At 53.2% G+C, this 17,297-nt stretch carries 20 protein-coding genes and 1 pseudogene; 12 read left to right on the top strand and 9 right to left on the bottom strand.

The window, feature by feature from the left end:
- Window positions 1-2: 2 nt before the first annotated feature.
- The 3 genes and pseudogenes from FBF27_01690 to FBF27_01680 form a co-directional block, all read right to left on the bottom strand.
- On the bottom strand, window positions 3-227 hold the full coding sequence (locus FBF27_01690) for a hypothetical protein (protein QJU09128.1): 225 nt from the start codon (window positions 225-227) through the stop codon (window positions 3-5).
- A 2-nt stretch (window positions 228-229) separates the two neighbouring features.
- Window positions 230-799 (bottom strand): hypothetical protein, encoded by a 570-nt coding sequence (locus tag FBF27_01685; GenBank protein QJU09127.1) that lies wholly within the window; start codon window positions 797-799, stop codon window positions 230-232.
- Window positions 800-812: 13 nt separating this feature from the next.
- Window positions 813-908: pseudogene (locus tag FBF27_01680) on the bottom strand (transcriptional regulator).
- A 41-nt stretch (window positions 909-949) separates the two neighbouring features.
- On the opposite strand from FBF27_01680, the gene FBF27_01675 reads away from it, so the two are divergent.
- The 11 genes from FBF27_01675 (at window position 950) to FBF27_01625 (ending at window position 11,468) form a co-directional block, all read left to right on the top strand.
- Window positions 950-1,339 (top strand): nuclear transport factor 2 family protein, encoded by a 390-nt coding sequence (locus tag FBF27_01675; protein QJU09126.1) that lies wholly within the window; start codon window positions 950-952, stop codon window positions 1,337-1,339.
- Between the two features lie 159 nt (window positions 1,340-1,498).
- Window positions 1,499-2,002 carry a GNAT family N-acetyltransferase gene (locus FBF27_01670; GenBank protein ID QJU09125.1) on the top strand — a complete coding sequence of 168 codons (504 nt, stop codon included), beginning with the start codon at window positions 1,499-1,501 and terminating at the stop codon, window positions 2,000-2,002.
- Window positions 2,003-2,056: 54 nt separating this feature from the next.
- Window positions 2,057-2,779 (top strand): ABC transporter ATP-binding protein, encoded by a 723-nt coding sequence (locus FBF27_01665; protein QJU09124.1) that lies wholly within the window; start codon window positions 2,057-2,059, stop codon window positions 2,777-2,779.
- Window positions 2,776-4,035, top strand: coding sequence for an ABC transporter permease (locus FBF27_01660; GenBank protein ID QJU09123.1), 1,260 nt, complete (start codon window positions 2,776-2,778; stop codon window positions 4,033-4,035). The genes FBF27_01665 and FBF27_01660 overlap by 4 nt, the downstream gene beginning before the upstream one ends.
- 55 nt (window positions 4,036-4,090) lie before the next feature.
- A complete protein-coding gene (locus tag FBF27_01655; protein QJU09122.1) occupies window positions 4,091-6,148 on the top strand; it encodes a PAS domain-containing protein in 2,058 nt (685 codons plus the stop codon).
- Window positions 6,149-6,193: 45 nt separating this feature from the next.
- Window positions 6,194-7,597, top strand: a complete 1,404-nt coding sequence (locus tag FBF27_01650) for a response regulator (GenBank protein QJU09121.1) — start codon at window positions 6,194-6,196, stop codon at window positions 7,595-7,597.
- Window position 7,598: 1 nt separating this feature from the next.
- Complete coding sequence (locus FBF27_01645) at window positions 7,599-8,318, top strand: rRNA pseudouridine synthase (protein ID QJU09120.1); 720 nt, start codon at window positions 7,599-7,601, stop codon at window positions 8,316-8,318.
- 161 nt (window positions 8,319-8,479) lie between these two features.
- Window positions 8,480-8,677, top strand: coding sequence for a hypothetical protein (locus tag FBF27_01640; protein ID QJU09119.1), 198 nt, complete (start codon window positions 8,480-8,482; stop codon window positions 8,675-8,677).
- A gap of 147 nt (window positions 8,678-8,824) precedes the next feature.
- Window positions 8,825-9,259, top strand: a complete 435-nt coding sequence (locus FBF27_01635) for a hypothetical protein (GenBank protein ID QJU09118.1) — start codon at window positions 8,825-8,827, stop codon at window positions 9,257-9,259.
- A gap of 48 nt (window positions 9,260-9,307) precedes the next feature.
- Window positions 9,308-10,729, top strand: a complete 1,422-nt coding sequence (gene der / locus FBF27_01630; GenBank protein QJU09117.1) for a ribosome biogenesis GTPase Der — start codon at window positions 9,308-9,310, stop codon at window positions 10,727-10,729.
- A 262-nt stretch (window positions 10,730-10,991) separates the two neighbouring features.
- The gene (locus tag FBF27_01625) at window positions 10,992-11,468 is read left to right on the top strand and encodes a hypothetical protein (protein QJU09116.1); all 477 of its coding nucleotides are present in this window, start codon (window positions 10,992-10,994) and stop codon (window positions 11,466-11,468) included.
- A 152-nt stretch (window positions 11,469-11,620) separates the two neighbouring features.
- Here the strand turns inward: FBF27_01625 and FBF27_01620 are convergent, their stop codons facing one another.
- Both FBF27_01620 and FBF27_01615 read right to left on the bottom strand, forming a co-directional pair.
- Window positions 11,621-11,869 (bottom strand): hypothetical protein, encoded by a 249-nt coding sequence (locus tag FBF27_01620; GenBank protein QJU09115.1) that lies wholly within the window; start codon window positions 11,867-11,869, stop codon window positions 11,621-11,623.
- Complete coding sequence (locus FBF27_01615; protein QJU09114.1) at window positions 11,863-12,078, bottom strand: hypothetical protein; 216 nt, start codon at window positions 12,076-12,078, stop codon at window positions 11,863-11,865. The genes FBF27_01620 and FBF27_01615 overlap by 7 nt, the downstream gene beginning before the upstream one ends.
- 160 nt (window positions 12,079-12,238) lie before the next feature.
- On the opposite strand from FBF27_01615, the gene FBF27_01610 reads away from it, so the two are divergent.
- Window positions 12,239-13,669, top strand: a complete 1,431-nt coding sequence (locus FBF27_01610) for a cysteine--tRNA ligase (GenBank protein ID QJU09113.1) — start codon at window positions 12,239-12,241, stop codon at window positions 13,667-13,669.
- A 16-nt stretch (window positions 13,670-13,685) separates the two neighbouring features.
- On the opposite strand, the gene FBF27_01605 is transcribed toward FBF27_01610, so the two are convergent.
- The 4 genes from FBF27_01605 to FBF27_01590 form a co-directional block, all read right to left on the bottom strand.
- Entirely contained in the window at window positions 13,686-14,825 is a 1,140-nt protein-coding gene (locus FBF27_01605; protein ID QJU09112.1) for an AI-2E family transporter, read from the bottom strand.
- Between the two features lie 3 nt (window positions 14,826-14,828).
- Entirely contained in the window at window positions 14,829-16,109 is a 1,281-nt protein-coding gene (locus FBF27_01600) for an ABC transporter permease (protein QJU09111.1), read from the bottom strand.
- On the bottom strand, window positions 16,054-16,761 hold the full coding sequence (locus FBF27_01595; protein ID QJU09648.1) for an ATP-binding cassette domain-containing protein: 708 nt from the start codon (window positions 16,759-16,761) through the stop codon (window positions 16,054-16,056). The genes FBF27_01600 and FBF27_01595 overlap by 56 nt, the downstream gene beginning before the upstream one ends.
- 124 nt (window positions 16,762-16,885) lie before the next feature.
- Entirely contained in the window at window positions 16,886-17,203 is a 318-nt protein-coding gene (locus FBF27_01590) for a hypothetical protein (protein ID QJU09110.1), read from the bottom strand.
- Window positions 17,204-17,297 lie beyond the last annotated feature (94 nt).

The following is a 17,297-nucleotide window of genomic DNA, read 5'->3' as shown; positions in this document are numbered from 1 at the left end:
TATTAAGAGTCCGAAGATTTTTTATATTTCTCCAAAAACCCCTCAAAATCAAACTCCTCATTCTTGCTAGCGACGTGCGCAAACCGCTGCATGAATTTCAGGAATCCGACCGCGTATTCGCGATTGGCATTTTCTGGGTCGTGAAGTTCCAAGTAGTGGATCGTTTTCCGAATCGTTTCTTCGTCCTCGTACAGACGAAGATTCTTGATCGTGTCCTCGTCGTTCATGATTATCTCACCTCCATAAATTTATTTAAGCCGATAAAATCTATCAACATTTCTGCCTCAAGCACAGATATTGTCCTTCTCATTATCTCACAACTGTCACGATATGAGAAAATGTTTAGGCTGCCTTCGTAAATAATTTCTCTGTCGATGATGGCTAATTTGCGGTGATGTTTAACTGTAAAAAGAACTTCGACACCCGCAGATTGTAGTAAACCTAGGGATTTTTGGGCTTGCAATTTGTATATTTCGTCATGTTCTTCGGGCGGCTTGGTATTGAGTAGTATTTCCACACCACGCTTTTTGAGACTATGAAATAACGGGATAAATTTTTTAACTCGAGCGGTTCTGAGAAACGGGCTTTCGATGATAATGCTTTTTCGTGCCTTTCGTAAGTCGCGCATAAACTGGTCGTCGAAAGTATTTTGGTCGTAGAGTTTTGAGTTTGATTTTCGCAAATTAAACATCACGCTCCTCCAAATCCGGCAAATACACCTCACTATTTTTAATGACCATACCGAGCTCCTTGAAGCGATCACACAGCACAAACAAATCGCGAAAAAGGAGTTCCACATTTATATTGGTTGGCTCACCAAACCTTTTCATACCTGCACTTAGGTGATATAAGATTATAATCGCCCGTTTTCCTTGTAAAAGTTTCTGAGTCGTAATGTATAATGACAGTAAGAGAAAAACATTTCTCAAAAAATGAAAGGAGAACAGCTATGAAAAATGAGGTCATGAAAGTATTTAATGCTTATACAGAAGCATTATCAAAGGGAAATGTTGAAGCAGTTTTTGAAACGATGTCTGATGATATTGTATGGCACATGGGAGGAGAGGGTCCACTTTCAGGAATTGTTAAAGGAAAACAGGCGCTAGGAGAGCGTCTAGGAGAATTTATCAAAAGAAGTAATGGTACATTTAGAGTAATTACAAATTGGGCTGCAAGTAATGACTGTTTTGTGGCCGCCAGTGTCGTTTCTTTAGCTGAAAAAGAAGGTGAAAAACTAAATGATCCCGGCATTGATTTATTTAGAATAGAGGATGGCAAGATACAGGAAGTGTGGACTTTTGCAGAACAACAAGACGAAGAAGATAAGTTTTGGGAATAAGTCAAATTCATCCCTAGTAAAACAATTAAAAAATTATATACAATGATATAACAATTGATTTTTGCTAAAGAATAAAAATCAAATCGTTCTATTTAGGTAAGCCTTTTTAGCGACAGCATGAGCTTTACCATTGATACTCCACCATAGTATGATTTCATTATGACAATTCGACCCTTCCACCCCAAAGACCGCGCCGCAATTGATAAGCTGGCGATCAAACTGCACGCATATTTTGCCCAAGTTGACGATACTGCGGAATCGCTGCCGTTTGCCAGTTCGCGAGACGCGCACGGCTACATGCAGCGGATGATCGACGATAGCGAGGATATGGACGGCGCGATGTATGTTGCCGAGGAGAATGGCCAGGTGGTCGGCTTTATTCAGGGCGTGATTATTGATCATCAGCCTGGTCAAGACGCTGTTTTTGATGCGGTGCACGCGCCGCGAAAAGACGGCTGGATCGGACTGCTCTATGTCGAGCCAGAGCAGCGAGGTAGCGGTATCGGGCGAGCCTTGCTGGATGAAATGAAGCGTTATTTCCAGAGTAAAAATTGCGATACCTTACGGTTAAAAGTACTGAGCGGCAACCAGCGCGCCATAGCGTTCTATGAAAAATATGGTCTTATGGCCCGCGAAGTAGAAATGGTAACAAAACTACGGTAGGTTTTTCGGGATCTCGGCTTGAAGCAGCGCCCCACCGCGCGCTATACTGATACTATGGCCCGCGAAATTCTTACCATTGAGCATCTCAGCAAGACGTACGGCTCGGGTGATAGCGCCACGCGTGCGCTCAAGGACGTCAGTTTTTCGATTCGTCACGGTGATTTTCTGATGATCACGGGGCGCAACGGTTCGGGCAAATCGACCTTTATGCATCAGGTGGCGATGTTGGATCGCCCCGATAGCGGCACAATCTGGTTTGATAGTAGGGGTGATGAGACACCAGCGATAGAGATCACTCAGCTGCCAGAAAAACAGCGAATTGAACTGCGCCTGCGCCAAGTTGGCTATATTTTTCAAGAGTACGCCCTGATCCGCGAGCTCACCGCCCTAGAAAACGTCATGTTGCCGCGGCTAATGTGGTGCTCGGCGAAGATTGCTAAGCAAAAAGCTCTGCAAGAACTAGATCGTGTTAGTTTGAAGGACAGAGCGCGCCATCTGCCATCGCAATTATCTGGCGGCGAACAGCAGCGCGTGGCGATTGCCCGGGCGCTGGTCAATGAGCCGCACATTATCTTTGCCGACGAGCCGACGGCTAACCTAGATACGGTTGCCTCAAAGAATGTTATGGAAACGTTGAAGGAAATTAACGCCAGCGGCATAACCTTGGTGATGATCTCGCATGAAGCTGATGAACTAGCCTATGCCAAGCGGCAAATCGTGTTTGAAAACGGCAAATTAAAAGGCGAGCGTCAGCCCGCAGCCGGGAGACTACTATGAGTCAGTCCCGCAAAACGCAGGAAACGCAAACGCCGCGCCAGCCCAAGAACAATCTGTGGCGCGAGTTCTTGCTGGGCTGGCGATTGATGCGGCAGTACATCGTGCGCGGCCGCAAGTGGACGCTGGGCCTGACGACGCTGCTGGTGGCGGTGGCATTCATTAACCTAGCCTTCATATCGTCGCTGCTAGCTGGCGTCACGTCGGCGATTGAATCGCAGATCAAGAACCTGATGGTCGGCGAAGCCTATATCGATGTCAAAAAGCCCGGCGAGTACATCACCAATGTCGATGATAAGCTGGCCGAGATCAAACGCATCGACGGCGTGACGGCGGCTGACAAAATCCTGGCTGTGCCGGCGGTCTTAGGATATAACGATGACAAGCAGGTACAGGCTCGGATCAATGTCGTTAATCCACGAGACTTTCGCCAAACCCTGGAGGTCGCTAACCGCGTGTCGGACGGAACGTTTTTGGCGGGTGACGACGAGATCGTGCTGGGTAGCCGGCTGCTCGAGAGAGGTTCGCTCGAGGGGGTTAAAGTTGGCGATCGGGTAACGATAAATGTTAACGGTAAAAAGGTCGACGTTAAGGTCGGCGGTATTACCTCGACGAAGTTCTATAATGCAGATATTCAGGCGTACATCTCGCGCGGTTTATGGCGCAAGCTCACCAGCGGCATACCGAGCCATTTGACGGCTGGCGAGAACGATGCCAGCATGATCGTCGTGCGCACCAGCCGCGGCAAGGAAGCGTCGGTGCAACGAGCGCTTACTGACCTGAACTATCCGGGCCTGCGCGTTCACGATTGGCGTGACGGAGCGACGGTTATGGATACGATTACCGGTAGTTTTCAGTCGCTCAACGCCATTATGCTGATAGTCGGCATTATCATTGCGGCGGTGACGATCTTCATCGTGATTTACGTTGACATCATCAACAAGCGGCGGCAAATCGGCATTCAGCGGGCGATTGGCGTCAAGCCGCGAGTGATCGTCTTTAGCTATGTTCTACTAGCGCTATTTTATGCGGTGTGCGGTATAGCGGTCGGCTTGGCAATTTTCCTCGGTGGGCTGGTACCATATGTGGTGGCGCATCCGTTCAGTCTACCAATTGCCGACGTGACACTCAACATATCGTGGTGGGAATTGCTATTCCGTGCTGAGGTTGTGCTAGTGGTTGCTATCATCAGTGGTGCCATCCCCGCCATCATGGCCTCGCGAATGAAGATGCTCGAGGCGATTTTAGGGAAGGGGTAAGCGCCCTCAGGGCGGCCAAATGCGTACCATGCTTGACTTGCCGTGACATGGCTCAATGTGGGTATCATTTTTGCTCGTCTCGGTCTATAATACAAGCATGAAGTGGGCGGGGGATATTTCGCAAGTCGGTGAATTGTCGCGATTTTGGCTGCGGCGACTATGCGAGGCAGCCCTGTTCGTCGGGCTGGTCATCGTCCTCCTCTATGCTTGGGCGCGCTTTATCCCGACCGGTTACCGGCTACCCATCGGCGAAGCCATCACCGACCTCGCCGCCGCCATCAGCGCCCTCGTCAGCCTCGCCGCCCTCATCCTCTGTCTGTGGCTACCGCGCCGAGCCATCACCGCCGCATCCATCGCCGTCTACGGCCTGATCATCCTTGCCGTCGGCTCGCTCGTTGCCACCAGCGGCTTTCTAGCCTCGCCATTCGCCGCCGCTTGGCTCAGCGCTGCGGTATTCGCCGGCTTCTTTGGCTGGCCCGTCGTCCTCGGCACCAGCCTCCTCGTCGTCACCGCCATCACCACCGCCGCCATCACCCAGCACGCCAGCCTCATCGCCACGATTGGCGCCCTATTTTTTGGCCTGGCACCCTTAGCTCTTGGCTTTATCATCTGGCGCCATCAGCCGCGCGTCAGCAAGCTCGGTGATATTTCTGAACTCCGCACCAAATTATCCACTGCCGAGGGCACCTCTGACATTGTCATCAATACTATCGACGACGGTGTGCTGGCCATCTCGCGCGAGGGCAATATCGAGCTAATCAACCCCTCAGCTCAGCGGATCATCGGCTGGAACCAAGGCGACGCCCTCGGCCTCAAATGGCAAAGCGTCATTCAACTCGTCACCGCCGACGGCAAAGACGTCACCGTTACCGAAAACCCGGTCATGCAATCACTGATCAATAATCGGCCGGCACACTCCGACAAATTACTCCTCCGCACTGCCTCGGACAAGCAAATCCTCGTCTCCATCGTCGCCTCACCGGTCGGCAAGGACAACGAAGGTATCATTGTCGTCTTTCGCGACATCACCAAGGAAAAAGCCGAGGAGCGCCAGCAAGCCGAATTCATCTCTACCGCTAGCCACGAAATGCGCACCCCCGTTGCCTCCATCGAAGGCTACCTCGGCCTGGCGCTCAACCCAGCCACCGCCCACATCGATGACAAGGCGCGCGATTTCATCACCAAGGCCCATGCCTCGGCCCAGCACCTCGGCCGACTGTTCCAGGACCTGCTTGATATCAGCCGCGCCGAAGACGGCCGCCTCAAGAACGAGCCACAGATTATCAATATCACTACTTTCGTTGGCGAGATTTTTGAGGGCCTGGCGCCACGCGCCGCCGAAAAAGGCCTCGTCTGCACCTTCCGTCCGGACGCCGCCGCCACTGTCCAGCCAGCATACTACGCCAACGTTGACGCCGATCACCTCCGCGAAGTTGTTTCTAACTTGATCGAAAATGCCATCAAGTACACGCCCGACGGGGAAGTAGTCATAGACATCACTGGCGATGACAAAACGATCACCATCAGCGTCCAAGACAGCGGTATCGGCATCCCCGCCGAAGATGTGCCACACCTCTTTCAAAAGTTCTACCGCGTCGATAATTCCGACACCCGCGAGATCGGTGGCACCGGCCTCGGCCTGTATCTCAGCCGCCGCTTGACCGAGGCAATGTCCGGCCGCCTATTCGTCATCAGCGAATACCGCAAGGGTAGCACCTTCTTCCTCGAGATTCCTCGCACCCGAACCGACGAGGCCATGCGCCAATTACCAACCGTCCCCACACCGGCTGCTCCACCACTAACCGCCGAACCGCCAACCGCTGTCGCCGTCCAGCCGACCGTCCCGATCAACGCTACCCAACCGGACGCCGCCGATACCGTCCTAACTAAGCCGGCCACGCCGCCGGTGCCGCCGCCCAACTTTAGTCCGCTGCCGCTGATGCCCGCACCACCAACTGAGCCAACCGCTCCCGCGCCCGCCATGCCATCCACACCGCCCGACCCAGCCCCCGAGCCTCTTGCCACACCCACACCCCCTGAGCCAACCGCTACACCCACGCCATCAGCACCGCTCGCCACCCCAGAGCCAGCTGCCGCCCAACAAAAACCATAACCACTATAGTATTTTGGTGCAAACTTCGGTATAGTAGAGGTAGTTATGACAAAGATTTTACTAGTAGAAGACGACAAAAGCCTGCGCGAGATTTACGGCGTCAGGTTACTAGCTGAGGGCTACGACATCGTTTCGGCGGGCGACGGTGAAGAGGCCTTGGCTATGGCTATTAAAGAACGCCCGGCCTTGATCGTCAGCGACGTGATGATGCCCAAGATCTCTGGCTTTGACATGCTGGATATCTTGCGCTCGACCACCGAGACACGCGACGTCAAAGTCATCATGATGACCGCGCTGTCATCCGAAGACCAGCGGCAACGTGGTGAAGCCCTCGGCGCTGATCGCTACCTCGTCAAGTCACAAGTCGGCATCGAAGACGTGGTGCGCACGGTCCACGAAGTACTCGGCGATGCACCAGCGGCCGCACCAGTCGCACCAGCTCCGGCCACAGAACCCGCGGCAGCCAACGCACCGTTAGCGGCGCCAGCCACCCAGCAAGACGCTCCGGCAGTCACCTTGCCATCACCAACAGAGATAGCAGCTGCCGACGCGCAGGCTCGACAGTTTTTAGATGAAATTTCTGCTGTTCCCGTCGAGCAACGCACAGTCCTCGAAAGCGATAAGTTCGCCGGGCCAATCGCCACACAAGTTGTCACCCCGGCACCAACAACTCCACCGACTCAGGATGATTCAGCCATCGCACCCGCTCAAGCTAATCCAGACAATTCGACCCCTCCAGCAACTGACCCGGCGCCGTTCGTCTTGCCGAGCGCCGCGCTGGCACCGGCAGCTCCATCCGCACCGCCTGAGCAAACCGCTGACCCGACCGCCGGCGAACCGGTGACACCAGCCGACCCAGCGCCAACTCCAGCGCCCGAGGTAGAGCAACCTCCGGTCTCTGAGCCAGCACCAACGCCACCGGCCGACGCCCTGCCACAGTCAACAGCGCCAGTCTCATCACCATCGCCGCAACCGACCAGCCATGGTGGTGAGCGGGTGATCCAGCCACTGAGCCAAGAGCCACAGCCAGACATGTCCAAGATGATGGAGCAGGAGCTCAGCGACCAGCTCGAGTCTATGCAGGCCTCGCCGCAGCCAACGCCAGATTCAGGCGACTTCACGCTGCCGACGTCTGATGCTATGGCGGGGCCGCACGGCGACCTGACACTAGATGCACTCGAGCCGCTACCGACGCCAGCCGATGACCAGCCGCTTGATGCTGGTACCGCGATCAATGCCGAGCTCGCCAACACGGCATCATCACAACCACAAAATGATGATACGCCATTCGTCCTGCCCACCCCAGCACCGATGCCGACCGACCCAGCTCCAGCGTCCGAGCCAGAGCAGACCGTAGCCCCTGAGGGAGAGCCATCGCCCACAGCACAGCCAGCGACACCCCAGTCGCCGACCAACGCCTTTCCGCCGCAGCCACCGGTAGCCTCCTAGTATGACGACACCAACGCAAACATCCGATTCTACCGATTCATCCGCCCAGCGCCTCAACAAATTCGTGGCGCTGGCACTCGGCGTGTCGCGCCGCCAGGCTGACGAGCTGATCAAGCAGGGCAAGGTCACCGTGAACGACCAGCCTGCCAAGCTCGGCCAACGCATCACCAGAGCCGACATTATTCGCCACGGCGACAAACCACTCACCGCCCAAACCCACCAGCTCATCCTCCTCCACAAACCCGTCGGCTACCTCTGTTCGCGCGCCTCTCAGGGCGGCGTACAGACTATTTACGAATTATTACCAAAAAGCCTTCATCACTTGAAACCCGTCGGGCGCCTGGACAAAGATAGCTCCGGACTGATTCTCCTCACCAATGACGGGGACTTCGCCCACCAGATGACACATCCGTCGTTTTATAAAATGAAGCGCTACTTGGTGACGCTCGACAAGCCGCTCCAGCCATTACACCGGCAAATGATCAACGACTTTGGCGTGCAGCTGCCTGACGGGCCCAGCCGCTTGACACTAGAACGCCAGCACGAGGGTGACGACCACCGCTGGATCGTCCAGATGAGCGAAGGCCGCAACCGCCAAATCCGCCGCACCTTCGCCGCGCTCGGCTACACCGTCACCAAGCTCCACCGGACAGACTTCGGTAATTACACCCTCGGCAGTATCAAACGCGGGGAATTTACCGAAGGGCCACTGACTACCTAGGCCTCCTCAGGCGCCAAAAACGCATATAATACCACATTTTTGCTTCAATTTCATTGACATTTTAGTCTATTAGTGATATATATGTATCAGCTTTTGCTCAAGGCTACGCCTAGGGCGGAAGTCGCCCTTTAGCTTTGAGCTTTTTCAAGAAAGGCGTAATCATGGTCGTCATCGCCCTCGTGGTATTCATGCTTAACCTAATAACTGCGATACACTATCTAACTCTAGCGATCAAGGTCAGCCTCATAGCTGACGCATGGATAATCGCCATCTTTGTTGGCGTGGCGACGCTGAACCTCGTCAGTGCCATAATTATGGCTATGGTCGCCAAGGAGGGATTTGAGAAGAGGAAGGGCTAAGCCCACCGGAAAATAGCTCGCCGTATGTGCTCAATCTGATTGAGGTAGGATTTCTATCTCTCGGGTTGAATACTCGCATACAGCTTGAGCTCATTCGGTGGGCTATTTTCATTGCCTTTCGCCAAAACCCCGTGCTACACTACCAGCATGTGTATGCCCGCTGTTAATCCATTTTCGCCCAGTGTCCCGTATCACTGGCGAGAAAGTCATTTTTATCCTCAACATCCGTTTACGCATCCACAGGATTTCGCGATGTTCATCATCACGCCGGTTCGCGAGCGCAAGGTCTGTCTGCTTGACGAAACACGAGCCTACGTCGCCGAGCCGCACGTCATCCCGCTGGGGCATGAGCCAAAATTTGGGCTGAACGTCTATGCATTAGGCATTGAAGTTGTCATCTTGGCTGGACTCATACTATTCGCCATCATCGCCCGGCGTCAGGCAAAACGCACCGAGAAATCATCAACCAAGCACGCCTGGCGCGGCAGCAGCTACCTGGCATTTTTCCTGGCGGCCCTCTTCGTCGGCTGCATCGTCTACTACTCGCTATACCGCCTCGGCCTGCTTGGCTCCAGCATATAACGCTCATCCTCGCCAAAACCCCACACCTCTGGTATAATAAGCATAATTATGCCTAATAAACTACCTACCGTCGCCATCATCGGCCAAGCCAACGTTGGTAAAAGTTCGCTATTCAACCGCTTGACGCGCGCCCGCACCGCCATCGTCGCCCGCGAAGCCGGCACCACCCGTGACAACGTCGTCGGCAAAGTTTCATATCGCCGGCAAAATAGTGACACACACGCCGAATTCTGGCTCATCGACACCGCCGGCCTCAAACCCGCCGAAGACGAATTCGAAGCCACCATCCAAGACCAAATCGCCGACGCCTCCGCCGCTGCCGACGTCATTCTCGTCATGGTCGACTCCACCGTCTATCCATCAGACGCCGACCGTCAACTGGCCAAAAAAGCCCTCAAAAGTGGCAAGCCCGTCCTTCTCATCGCCAGCAAAGCCGACCTCAAAGGCTCGCTCCACACCGACGAATTCAAACGTCTCGGTATCAAAACCATCATCAAAACCTCTGCCGAGCACAACATTGGCATCTCTGAACTGCTCGACAACATCGCCGATCTCATTCCGCCAGCCACTCAAACCGAAGCTGACGACATCATCCGCATCGCCTTGATCGGCCGGCCAAACGTCGGCAAAAGCAACCTGTTCAACACCTTGGCGGGCAAGCAGCAAGCCATCGTCGCCAACGTTGCCGGCACCACCCGCGACGTCAACCGCGTCCAGGTCCGCTACCACGGCCAGACCATCGAGCTACTCGACACCGCCGGCATCCGCCGCCAAGGCAAACAAGAAACCGGCATCGAAAAGTTCTCCGTCCTACGCACCATGCAGGCCATCAACGAAGCCGACATCTGTTTTCTCTTGATGGATGTTAACGAATTGAACGTTCAATTAGATCAACGCCTGGCCGGCATCATCGACGAAGCAGGCAAGGGGCTCGTCCTGGTTGTCAGCAAATGGGACTCCGTCGAAGGCAAAGACGCCTACACTCACGACGAACTAGCACCGCAAATTAGCTATCATTTCAAATTCACACCCTACGCGCCACTGATCTTCACCTCATCAGTCACTGGCCAAAACGTCGTCAAATTGTTCGATCTGGCCCTCGATATTTACAAGCGCCGCCGCCAAGAATGCAAAACCCGCATCCTCAACGACCTCTTACAAAAAGCCGTCACCGCTCATCCGCCAGCCGGCCTAAAGAACTCACATCCAAAACTGCGCTACATCGTCCAGACCGACACGGCCCCGCCATGGTTTGTCATCTACGGCAGCAACCTGAAATTTGTCCACTGGAGCTACAAACGCTACCTCGAGCGCACCCTGCGCGAAGCCTTCAACTTTGCCGGCACTCCCATCAAACTATCTTTCCGCGACGAAAAGCAACTGAAAGCCAACCGCGAACGCGTCGCCCGCGGCCTAGCGCCAGTCACCAAAGCCTACAAACAGGCCAAAAACGCCGAAAAGGGCATATGATACCACATTTTTGACAAAATCCATTGACATTTTATTCTATTAGTGATATATATAATCAGCTTTTGTTGACGAGTTGAGTGAATCCTTGTCCGAAAGTGTAGTTTGACAAGCAGATGCCAAACGAAACGAGGTACAGCAGCTACAACGACAGCACAAGATGATTAATACTAACCCTTGGAGCAGCAGTATCTCGTTTCGTGACAGAGTTAGCTAAACGGAGGCTAACCGCGAAGTGAGAGATTGTCTTGAAAGGAAAGATATCGTGGCGCAAATTACACGCAAGGATATTGATAGATACCGCGATGACCAAGAAAAATACGAAGCCCAGCAGCTTGCCGAGCGGCGGCGCCAGCAAGAGGCCTTCCTGAAGAAGGTCGGGAAGGAGGCCACCAATCTCGGGCAGCAACTAAAGTCGAGCCCTAGATGGATGCGAACAATCGAAAAACTCCGTAGCGAGGTGCTACACACCCTTGCTACAAACACCATTAAGGGGGTGAAGACTGTAACTACAACAATTCTACTGTCCGACATGCCATGGTGGTGGAGACGGAAGTGGAGCCGTCTTGTGGATAGATGTTGTAGCTCCAACGCCGCCTCTTCGGTGTTGGAAAAGGGCCTCCTGGAGGGAGGCCTGAAAAACTGTCTGGAGACTATCCTACCCCTGAACCGTGTGTACTATCACAGAACAGGAAGCACGAGGTGGGAACTTGTTGTTGAGTTCTTGCCCCCGAAAAACTGACCTCCCGCGAACCTCTGTCAGCTCTGCTTGTCATGTTCGCTCCATAGATGCATGTCTATGCTGATGAGTCGGAAACGACGAAAGCGAACTCGATATAGAAAATACCGTAAATCTAGGCCGGCTTTAAGCGAGCGGGGGCGGCCAATACATGTCTATATCTCTCGATAATCCGCCTCGGTGGCAACTCGCATAATCTTTTGGACAGCCTCAACCATGGAAGCAACTGTCTCAATCTTTGGTTCAAACTGATCTAACTCACGTAGGTTCACCCACCGATACTCAGAATACTCATCATTGAGTATAATTTCACCGCCAATAAACCGGGCATAATAATGTGGCAGCACCATGGCCTGTCCATTAGTTTTGACAAAATATTCATTAACACTGATGCTCGTTACCACCGCAATTTTAGCAGCCGAGCCAATTTCCTCATTTTCTCCCGCCGAAGACCATTCACCAGGCCGTCATCCGTCGACTCCAACTTGCCGCCAATAAACGAGAACACGCCATCATAATCAGCCTCCCCGCGGCGCCTAGCGAGTAGCACGGCAGAGCCGTCTTGACTGAATAGCACTATTTTTTGACAGTACTGAAATAATATTGTATCCATATATCGCCTTTCTCGCCTTACGCTTCCTAGAGTCATCATACCATAGGCACGGGCAGATCTTACAGCTGCCTAGATAACGCCTAGAGTGCGATGGTAGCATTCAGTTGCGACAGGGCAGGGCCGCTCGCCAATCTCTGCTTTTTCCTGTAAAATAAAGGCAATGAAGCTCCACAACACCCTCACTCGCCATAAAGACAAACTACAGCCACTCGACGGACAGACGGTTCGCATGTACACCTGTGGGCTGACGGTGTATTCGCAGCCGCACATCGGCAACTGGGTCGGCTATATTTATTGGGATGTGTTGGTGCGACTATTACGTTGGCAAGATATTCCAGTTGTCCGAACACAAAATATCACCGACGTTGGACATTTGACCAGCGATGATGATAATGGCGAGGACAAGATGGAGAAGGGAGCGCGCCGCGAGGGTAAAACCGCCTGGGATGTGGCCGAGCAGTATATCGCCATTGCCGAGCACGAAGCCTACGAGGTACTAAAGCTGGTGCGGCCCGACCATTTGGTGCGGGCAACGGACTACATCCAGCAGCAAATCAACTTTGCCCGCGGGCTAGATGAGAAGGGATTTTTGTATAAGATTGACGGCGACGGCATGTATTTTGATACGTCACTTCTACCGGATTACGGCAAATTAGCGCGGCTGGACGTGGCGGGCTTGGAGGCCGGCGCGCGGGTCAGCGTCGAGGGCAAGCGCAACATCACCGACTTCGCTGTCTGGAAATTTTCACCGACGGACACCAAACGCGACATGGAATGGGATAGCCCGTGGGGCGTCGGTTTTCCGGGCTGGCATTTGGAATGTTCGACGATTGCTCGGGAAACGCTGGGCGATTCAATTGACATTCACACCGGCGGCATTGACCACATTCCGGTACATCACACCAACGAGATTGCTCAGAGCGAGAGTTTGACAGGGCAGCAATTTGCCCACATCTGGCTACACAACAATCACATCAAGGTGGGTGGCCGCAAGATGAGTAAGTCCTTGGGCAATATCATCACTCTCACTGACATCACTGCCCGCGGCTTTAGCCCGATGGCTTTCAAGCTGGCGATTCTCAGCAAGCATTACCAAACCGAGGGCAATTTCACCTGGGATATTTTGGAGGCAGCCCAGGCGCGGCTGGACCATTGGCGCGGCTATGCGGCGCTGCGACACCAGACGCACGACACGCTGGACGATGACGACGAGAAGGATGAGCAGGAAGGCACGGTGTCGCTGCTGGCAGCGCGACAGGCGCTGGTTGAAAAGTTGAATGATGATTTGGATACGCCAGGGGTCTTGGCGCTGATCGACGAGGCGTTTTCACGGCTGGATCACGCGCCGCTAGAGAAAATTCACCGTGGTGGCTTACTGCAGCTACTCGAGGTAATCGACGAGGTGCTGGGCCTAGAGTTAATGGAAACCACGCCAGATATTGATGATGAAGCCAAGCGGCTCATCCTCGAGCGTCAGCAAGCTCGCCGCGCCAAAAACTGGCAGGCCGCCGACGACATTCGCGCTCAACTCGACGAAAAGGGCATCGCCCTACGCGACACCCCATCTGGTCAAGTTTGGTCGTACCGATAATCTCTCGGTACTTACCTTAGCTGGCTTCCTTGGCGGCTTTTTTGAGCGCCTTTTTTAGCGGCGAGCGGCGAGGCGGCGCCTGCGGCTCGCGATTATGCGCCAGATAATCGTCCATCAGCACCTTGAGCGATCCAGCGATCGGAATGGCCACCACACCACCGACCAAGCCGCCAACATACAGCCCGACCGTCACCGCCACCAAGATCGCCAGCGCCGACAGCTCGACTTTCTTACCCTGAATGACTGGCGCAATAAAATTATTCTCAATCTGCTGGTAGATCACGAAATAGATGAGATAGATGACGCCCGCCGACACACTATTGAGCATCAGCATCAGTCCCACCACCACACCGGCGATCGTTGCCCCAAACATCGGGATCAGGCTGAGTAGGAACACCAGCAGAATCGTCGGCATTGCCAAGTTGGCTGCGATCTCCGGAATGAACCAGCTCATGCCAAACACGAACGCCCCGGCACACAGCGAGCCGATCCCCGACACCGTCAGTTGCCCGACGATGTAGCCAGTCACCACGTTATAAATCTTGCCAACCAGCACCTTGTGGTGGTCGCGCCGCTGCTCGTCCCGATACAGTCGCCACAGCCGCTCCATCCATTCCTGGCCTTCGAGCAACATCAAGAATGTCAGCACCAAGACCAGAAAGGCCGATGCCAAAAATGACGCCAGCGAACTGATACTACCGAGGATATTTGCGCCGAAACTCGCCGCCCAACTGGATGCCTGACCGCGGATATTATTCATCAGCGAGTCAATCTGCGACTGCAGGCCATTCTGCTCAATAAAATTCCTCAGCCCATGCCACTGCTCGTTAACACCATTGACCAACCCCGGCAGCGTCTCGGCAAACTTGGCCGATTGCTGTACCAATGGCGGCACCACAAACCAAATCACACTAGTCAAGATGATAATCAGCAGCATAAACGCCAACGCCGTCCCGCCCAGCCGACTCTTGCCGGGTAGCCACGATGCCAACTTACGCACCGGCGCGTTCAGTGCCAGCGCCAGAAACAACGCCGTCCCGAGCACCATCAGCGCATCCCGCGCCGAATAAATCATCAACCCCGCCAGCCCAAAGCCAATCACCACCAGCCAAAACCGCACAAATGTTTTGGTGTCTATTTCAATGCGTACTTTCATACCCTAAACTTTATCAGCTTTTCGCTTCATCCGCAACGCTGACAGAGACAACTTGCTATCATATGACATCGCGCCGTAGCGGAAAATCCGTACCGCCAGCATCATGATCAGTACCGCAGACACCACCAAGACCGCCACGCCGATCAAGGCCTCAACGAGCGACAAATTGCCGACCGTATTCCTAATCATCAACGGAATTGGTGCCGTAAGCGGGAAGTACGACATAACCATCGAGAACGTTGACTCTGGGTACGAGACAAATACTGACGCGGCATACAACGGCCCAAACAGCAGTATCATCACCAGGCCAACCCACGAACTCGCCTCCTTGGCGGTCGGCATCATTGCCCCCATAGCTACCAACAGACCAGTCAGCATGGTAAAGCTCGCACCAAACAGCGCAACAGCGACAGCGATTCTCGTCGGATCAAACACAATTTGCGATAGATCAAAGTTAGACAGGTGCAGCTGCGAACCAAATCCAAAATAGCCAATCAACACCGGCACAACGATAACCATCCCCTGAATCAGCGATAGAGCGATCAACGCCCAAATCTTGCCGATAATCAACGTTCTGGCCTGCACCGTTGTCAGCAACATCTCCACAGTGCGGTTTTCTTTCTCCTCGACAGTACTCGTCAGCATCTGATTACTAAAGAAGGCAACGAGCATATAAAACAGCACCAGGAAGAACCCTGGCACGATCATCTCGTTCACACCGCCGCTTTCTTTACCGTCTTTATAGGTCTTGAGTGACGAATTAATTTTCTGCTTGATCACTGCCGCTTCCGATCCGGTGACCCTACTATCAACCGACTGATTCAGTAGTGTGCGGACAACCGCCTCGTACTTATTGTTCTCAAAAACCCCCGTATCTTGGCCGTATATCCTGATCGTGTCCTTCTCAAGATTCTTCGGTATATAGAAATAAGCATCCGTCTGACGGCGTTTAACTTTTTCGATACCTTCAGCTTCGGAGTCAACTGATTGGACTTTCATCACCGCCGCGACTTCCGGCTTGATTAGCTTTGAATGATCTGTCATAGTAATGCTAAATTTTTGTTCTTGAAGCTTATCGGCCGCCTCTTTGGTCGCCTGATTTGACCAAATAACAATACCGAAAATCAGCCCAATCATGACCGGAAAACCTAGCGCTATCAGCCAAAAGGTTGGCTTCTTCAAGGTACGCAGCACCTCAAACTTAAACACCATCCCCAAATTATGCATCTTACTCATGACGTACCTCCTGCTTCTCGCCGCCATAAACCTTGACGAAAATATCATCCATTGACGCACCGCCGAACTGCTTTTTCACTTCTGCTAGTGTACCGTACGCCGCCGCTCGACCGTCTTTTAATAGAATCAGCCGATCACATAGCCGTTCGACCTCTTCCATCTGGTGGGTGACAAATATCACCGTCGCGCCAGCCTTACGTCGCTCTTCGATGATGTTCATTAGTAGTCGGCGATTGACTGGGTCAAAACCCTTAGTCGGCTCATCCAAAATGAGTAACTCTGGGTCGCCCATGATGGTCACGCCCAGCTGAATTTTTTGCTGCTGGCCGCCTGATAATTTATCCAGCCGAGTTTTTGCCTTGTCGCTCAAACCAACTCGCTCCAAATAATTCATGGAGAATGTGCGCGCTTCTTCTTTGCCGAGTCCCTTCAATCGACCAAAATAAATCATGGTGTCGATGACTTTTTCTTTTTTGTACAAGCCGCGCTCCTCCGGGAGATAGCCTAACTTAACGCTATCCTCGACCGTGTACGGCTTGCCATCAACCAGTAGCTCGCCAGCCGTTGGCTCGTATAGCCCCAATAGTGCTCTAAGCGTCGTCGTCTTTCCCGAGCCGTTGCTGCCTAAGAATCCAAACACCTCGCCGCGCTGCACCTCAAAACTAAGGTCTTGGATGACCACCTTGTCACCAAACGCCATCTGAAAATGACGAATCTCGACAATCGGTCGCTGCTGTTTTGCTGTGTCTCGTCCCATATATCTCCCTTTCTTTCTGCTTATTATACACTATGTGGGCGGAGCAGGGGGCATAAGGCACTATATCTTATTTTCGCTCTACTCCCTCGGCGCTCCGAGCTATCGCCGCTACAACTTCACGCTCTACTCCGTAATGCATAGCTATACCAACCGCGCAGCGCATGACGTCCTGAATCTCTTTGATGAGATTATCATACTGCGGCTGGCCGTGTTTGCGGCGCTTGACGCCCATACCTTCAAGGTGGTTAACGGCGCTAGCGAGCTCGCCACTCTCCTCGCACAACCGCGATACGCGCTGGAATATGTCAGCACCATGAGGGAACTTCGCATCAAGAGCCTGACAAATGATTAGTAGATTGGTAAATGTTTTATCGTCCAGATGCATTGATTATAATTATAAGCCTATATACTGTGTTGAGCAACTCCAGGTATGAGATGCTCACTATACACACTAGCAAAACATTTTATATAATATACTC

It is taken from the genome of Candidatus Saccharibacteria bacterium oral taxon 488 (assembly GCA_013100805.1).
Taxonomy (GTDB): domain Bacteria; phylum Patescibacteriota; class Saccharimonadia; order Saccharimonadales; family Saccharimonadaceae; genus Nanosynbacter.
This window is presented reverse-complemented; position numbering and strand designations above follow the sequence as displayed.

What these genes read in the sequence shown, in the direction of transcription:
- FBF27_01690 (QJU09128.1), bottom strand. Translation starts at nt 227, where the DNA reads ATGAACGACGAGGACACGATCAAGAATCTTCGTCTGTACGAGGACGAA.
- FBF27_01685 (QJU09127.1), bottom strand. Translation starts at nt 799, where the DNA reads ATGTGGAACTCCTTTTTCGCGATTTGTTTGTGCTGTGTGATCGCTTCA.
- FBF27_01675 (QJU09126.1), top strand. Translation starts at nt 950, where the DNA reads ATGAAAAATGAGGTCATGAAAGTATTTAATGCTTATACAGAAGCATTA.
- FBF27_01670 (QJU09125.1), top strand. Translation starts at nt 1,499, where the DNA reads ATGACAATTCGACCCTTCCACCCCAAAGACCGCGCCGCAATTGATAAG.
- FBF27_01665 (QJU09124.1), top strand. Translation starts at nt 2,057, where the DNA reads ATGGCCCGCGAAATTCTTACCATTGAGCATCTCAGCAAGACGTACGGC.
- FBF27_01660 (QJU09123.1), top strand. Translation starts at nt 2,776, where the DNA reads ATGAGTCAGTCCCGCAAAACGCAGGAAACGCAAACGCCGCGCCAGCCC.
- FBF27_01655 (QJU09122.1), top strand. Translation starts at nt 4,091, where the DNA reads ATGTGGGTATCATTTTTGCTCGTCTCGGTCTATAATACAAGCATGAAG.
- FBF27_01650 (QJU09121.1), top strand. Translation starts at nt 6,194, where the DNA reads ATGACAAAGATTTTACTAGTAGAAGACGACAAAAGCCTGCGCGAGATT.
- FBF27_01645 (QJU09120.1), top strand. Translation starts at nt 7,599, where the DNA reads ATGACGACACCAACGCAAACATCCGATTCTACCGATTCATCCGCCCAG.
- FBF27_01640 (QJU09119.1), top strand. Translation starts at nt 8,480, where the DNA reads ATGGTCGTCATCGCCCTCGTGGTATTCATGCTTAACCTAATAACTGCG.
- FBF27_01635 (QJU09118.1), top strand. Translation starts at nt 8,825, where the DNA reads ATGTGTATGCCCGCTGTTAATCCATTTTCGCCCAGTGTCCCGTATCAC.
- der (QJU09117.1), top strand. Translation starts at nt 9,308, where the DNA reads ATGCCTAATAAACTACCTACCGTCGCCATCATCGGCCAAGCCAACGTT.
- FBF27_01615 (QJU09114.1), bottom strand. Translation starts at nt 12,078, where the DNA reads ATGGATACAATATTATTTCAGTACTGTCAAAAAATAGTGCTATTCAGT.
- FBF27_01610 (QJU09113.1), top strand. Translation starts at nt 12,239, where the DNA reads ATGAAGCTCCACAACACCCTCACTCGCCATAAAGACAAACTACAGCCA.
- FBF27_01605 (QJU09112.1), bottom strand. Translation starts at nt 14,825, where the DNA reads ATGAAAGTACGCATTGAAATAGACACCAAAACATTTGTGCGGTTTTGG.
- FBF27_01600 (QJU09111.1), bottom strand. Translation starts at nt 16,109, where the DNA reads ATGATATTTTCGTCAAGGTTTATGGCGGCGAGAAGCAGGAGGTACGTC.
- FBF27_01595 (QJU09648.1), bottom strand. Translation starts at nt 16,761, where the DNA reads ATGGCGTTTGGTGACAAGGTGGTCATCCAAGACCTTAGTTTTGAGGTG.
- FBF27_01590 (QJU09110.1), bottom strand. Translation starts at nt 17,203, where the DNA reads ATGCATCTGGACGATAAAACATTTACCAATCTACTAATCATTTGTCAG.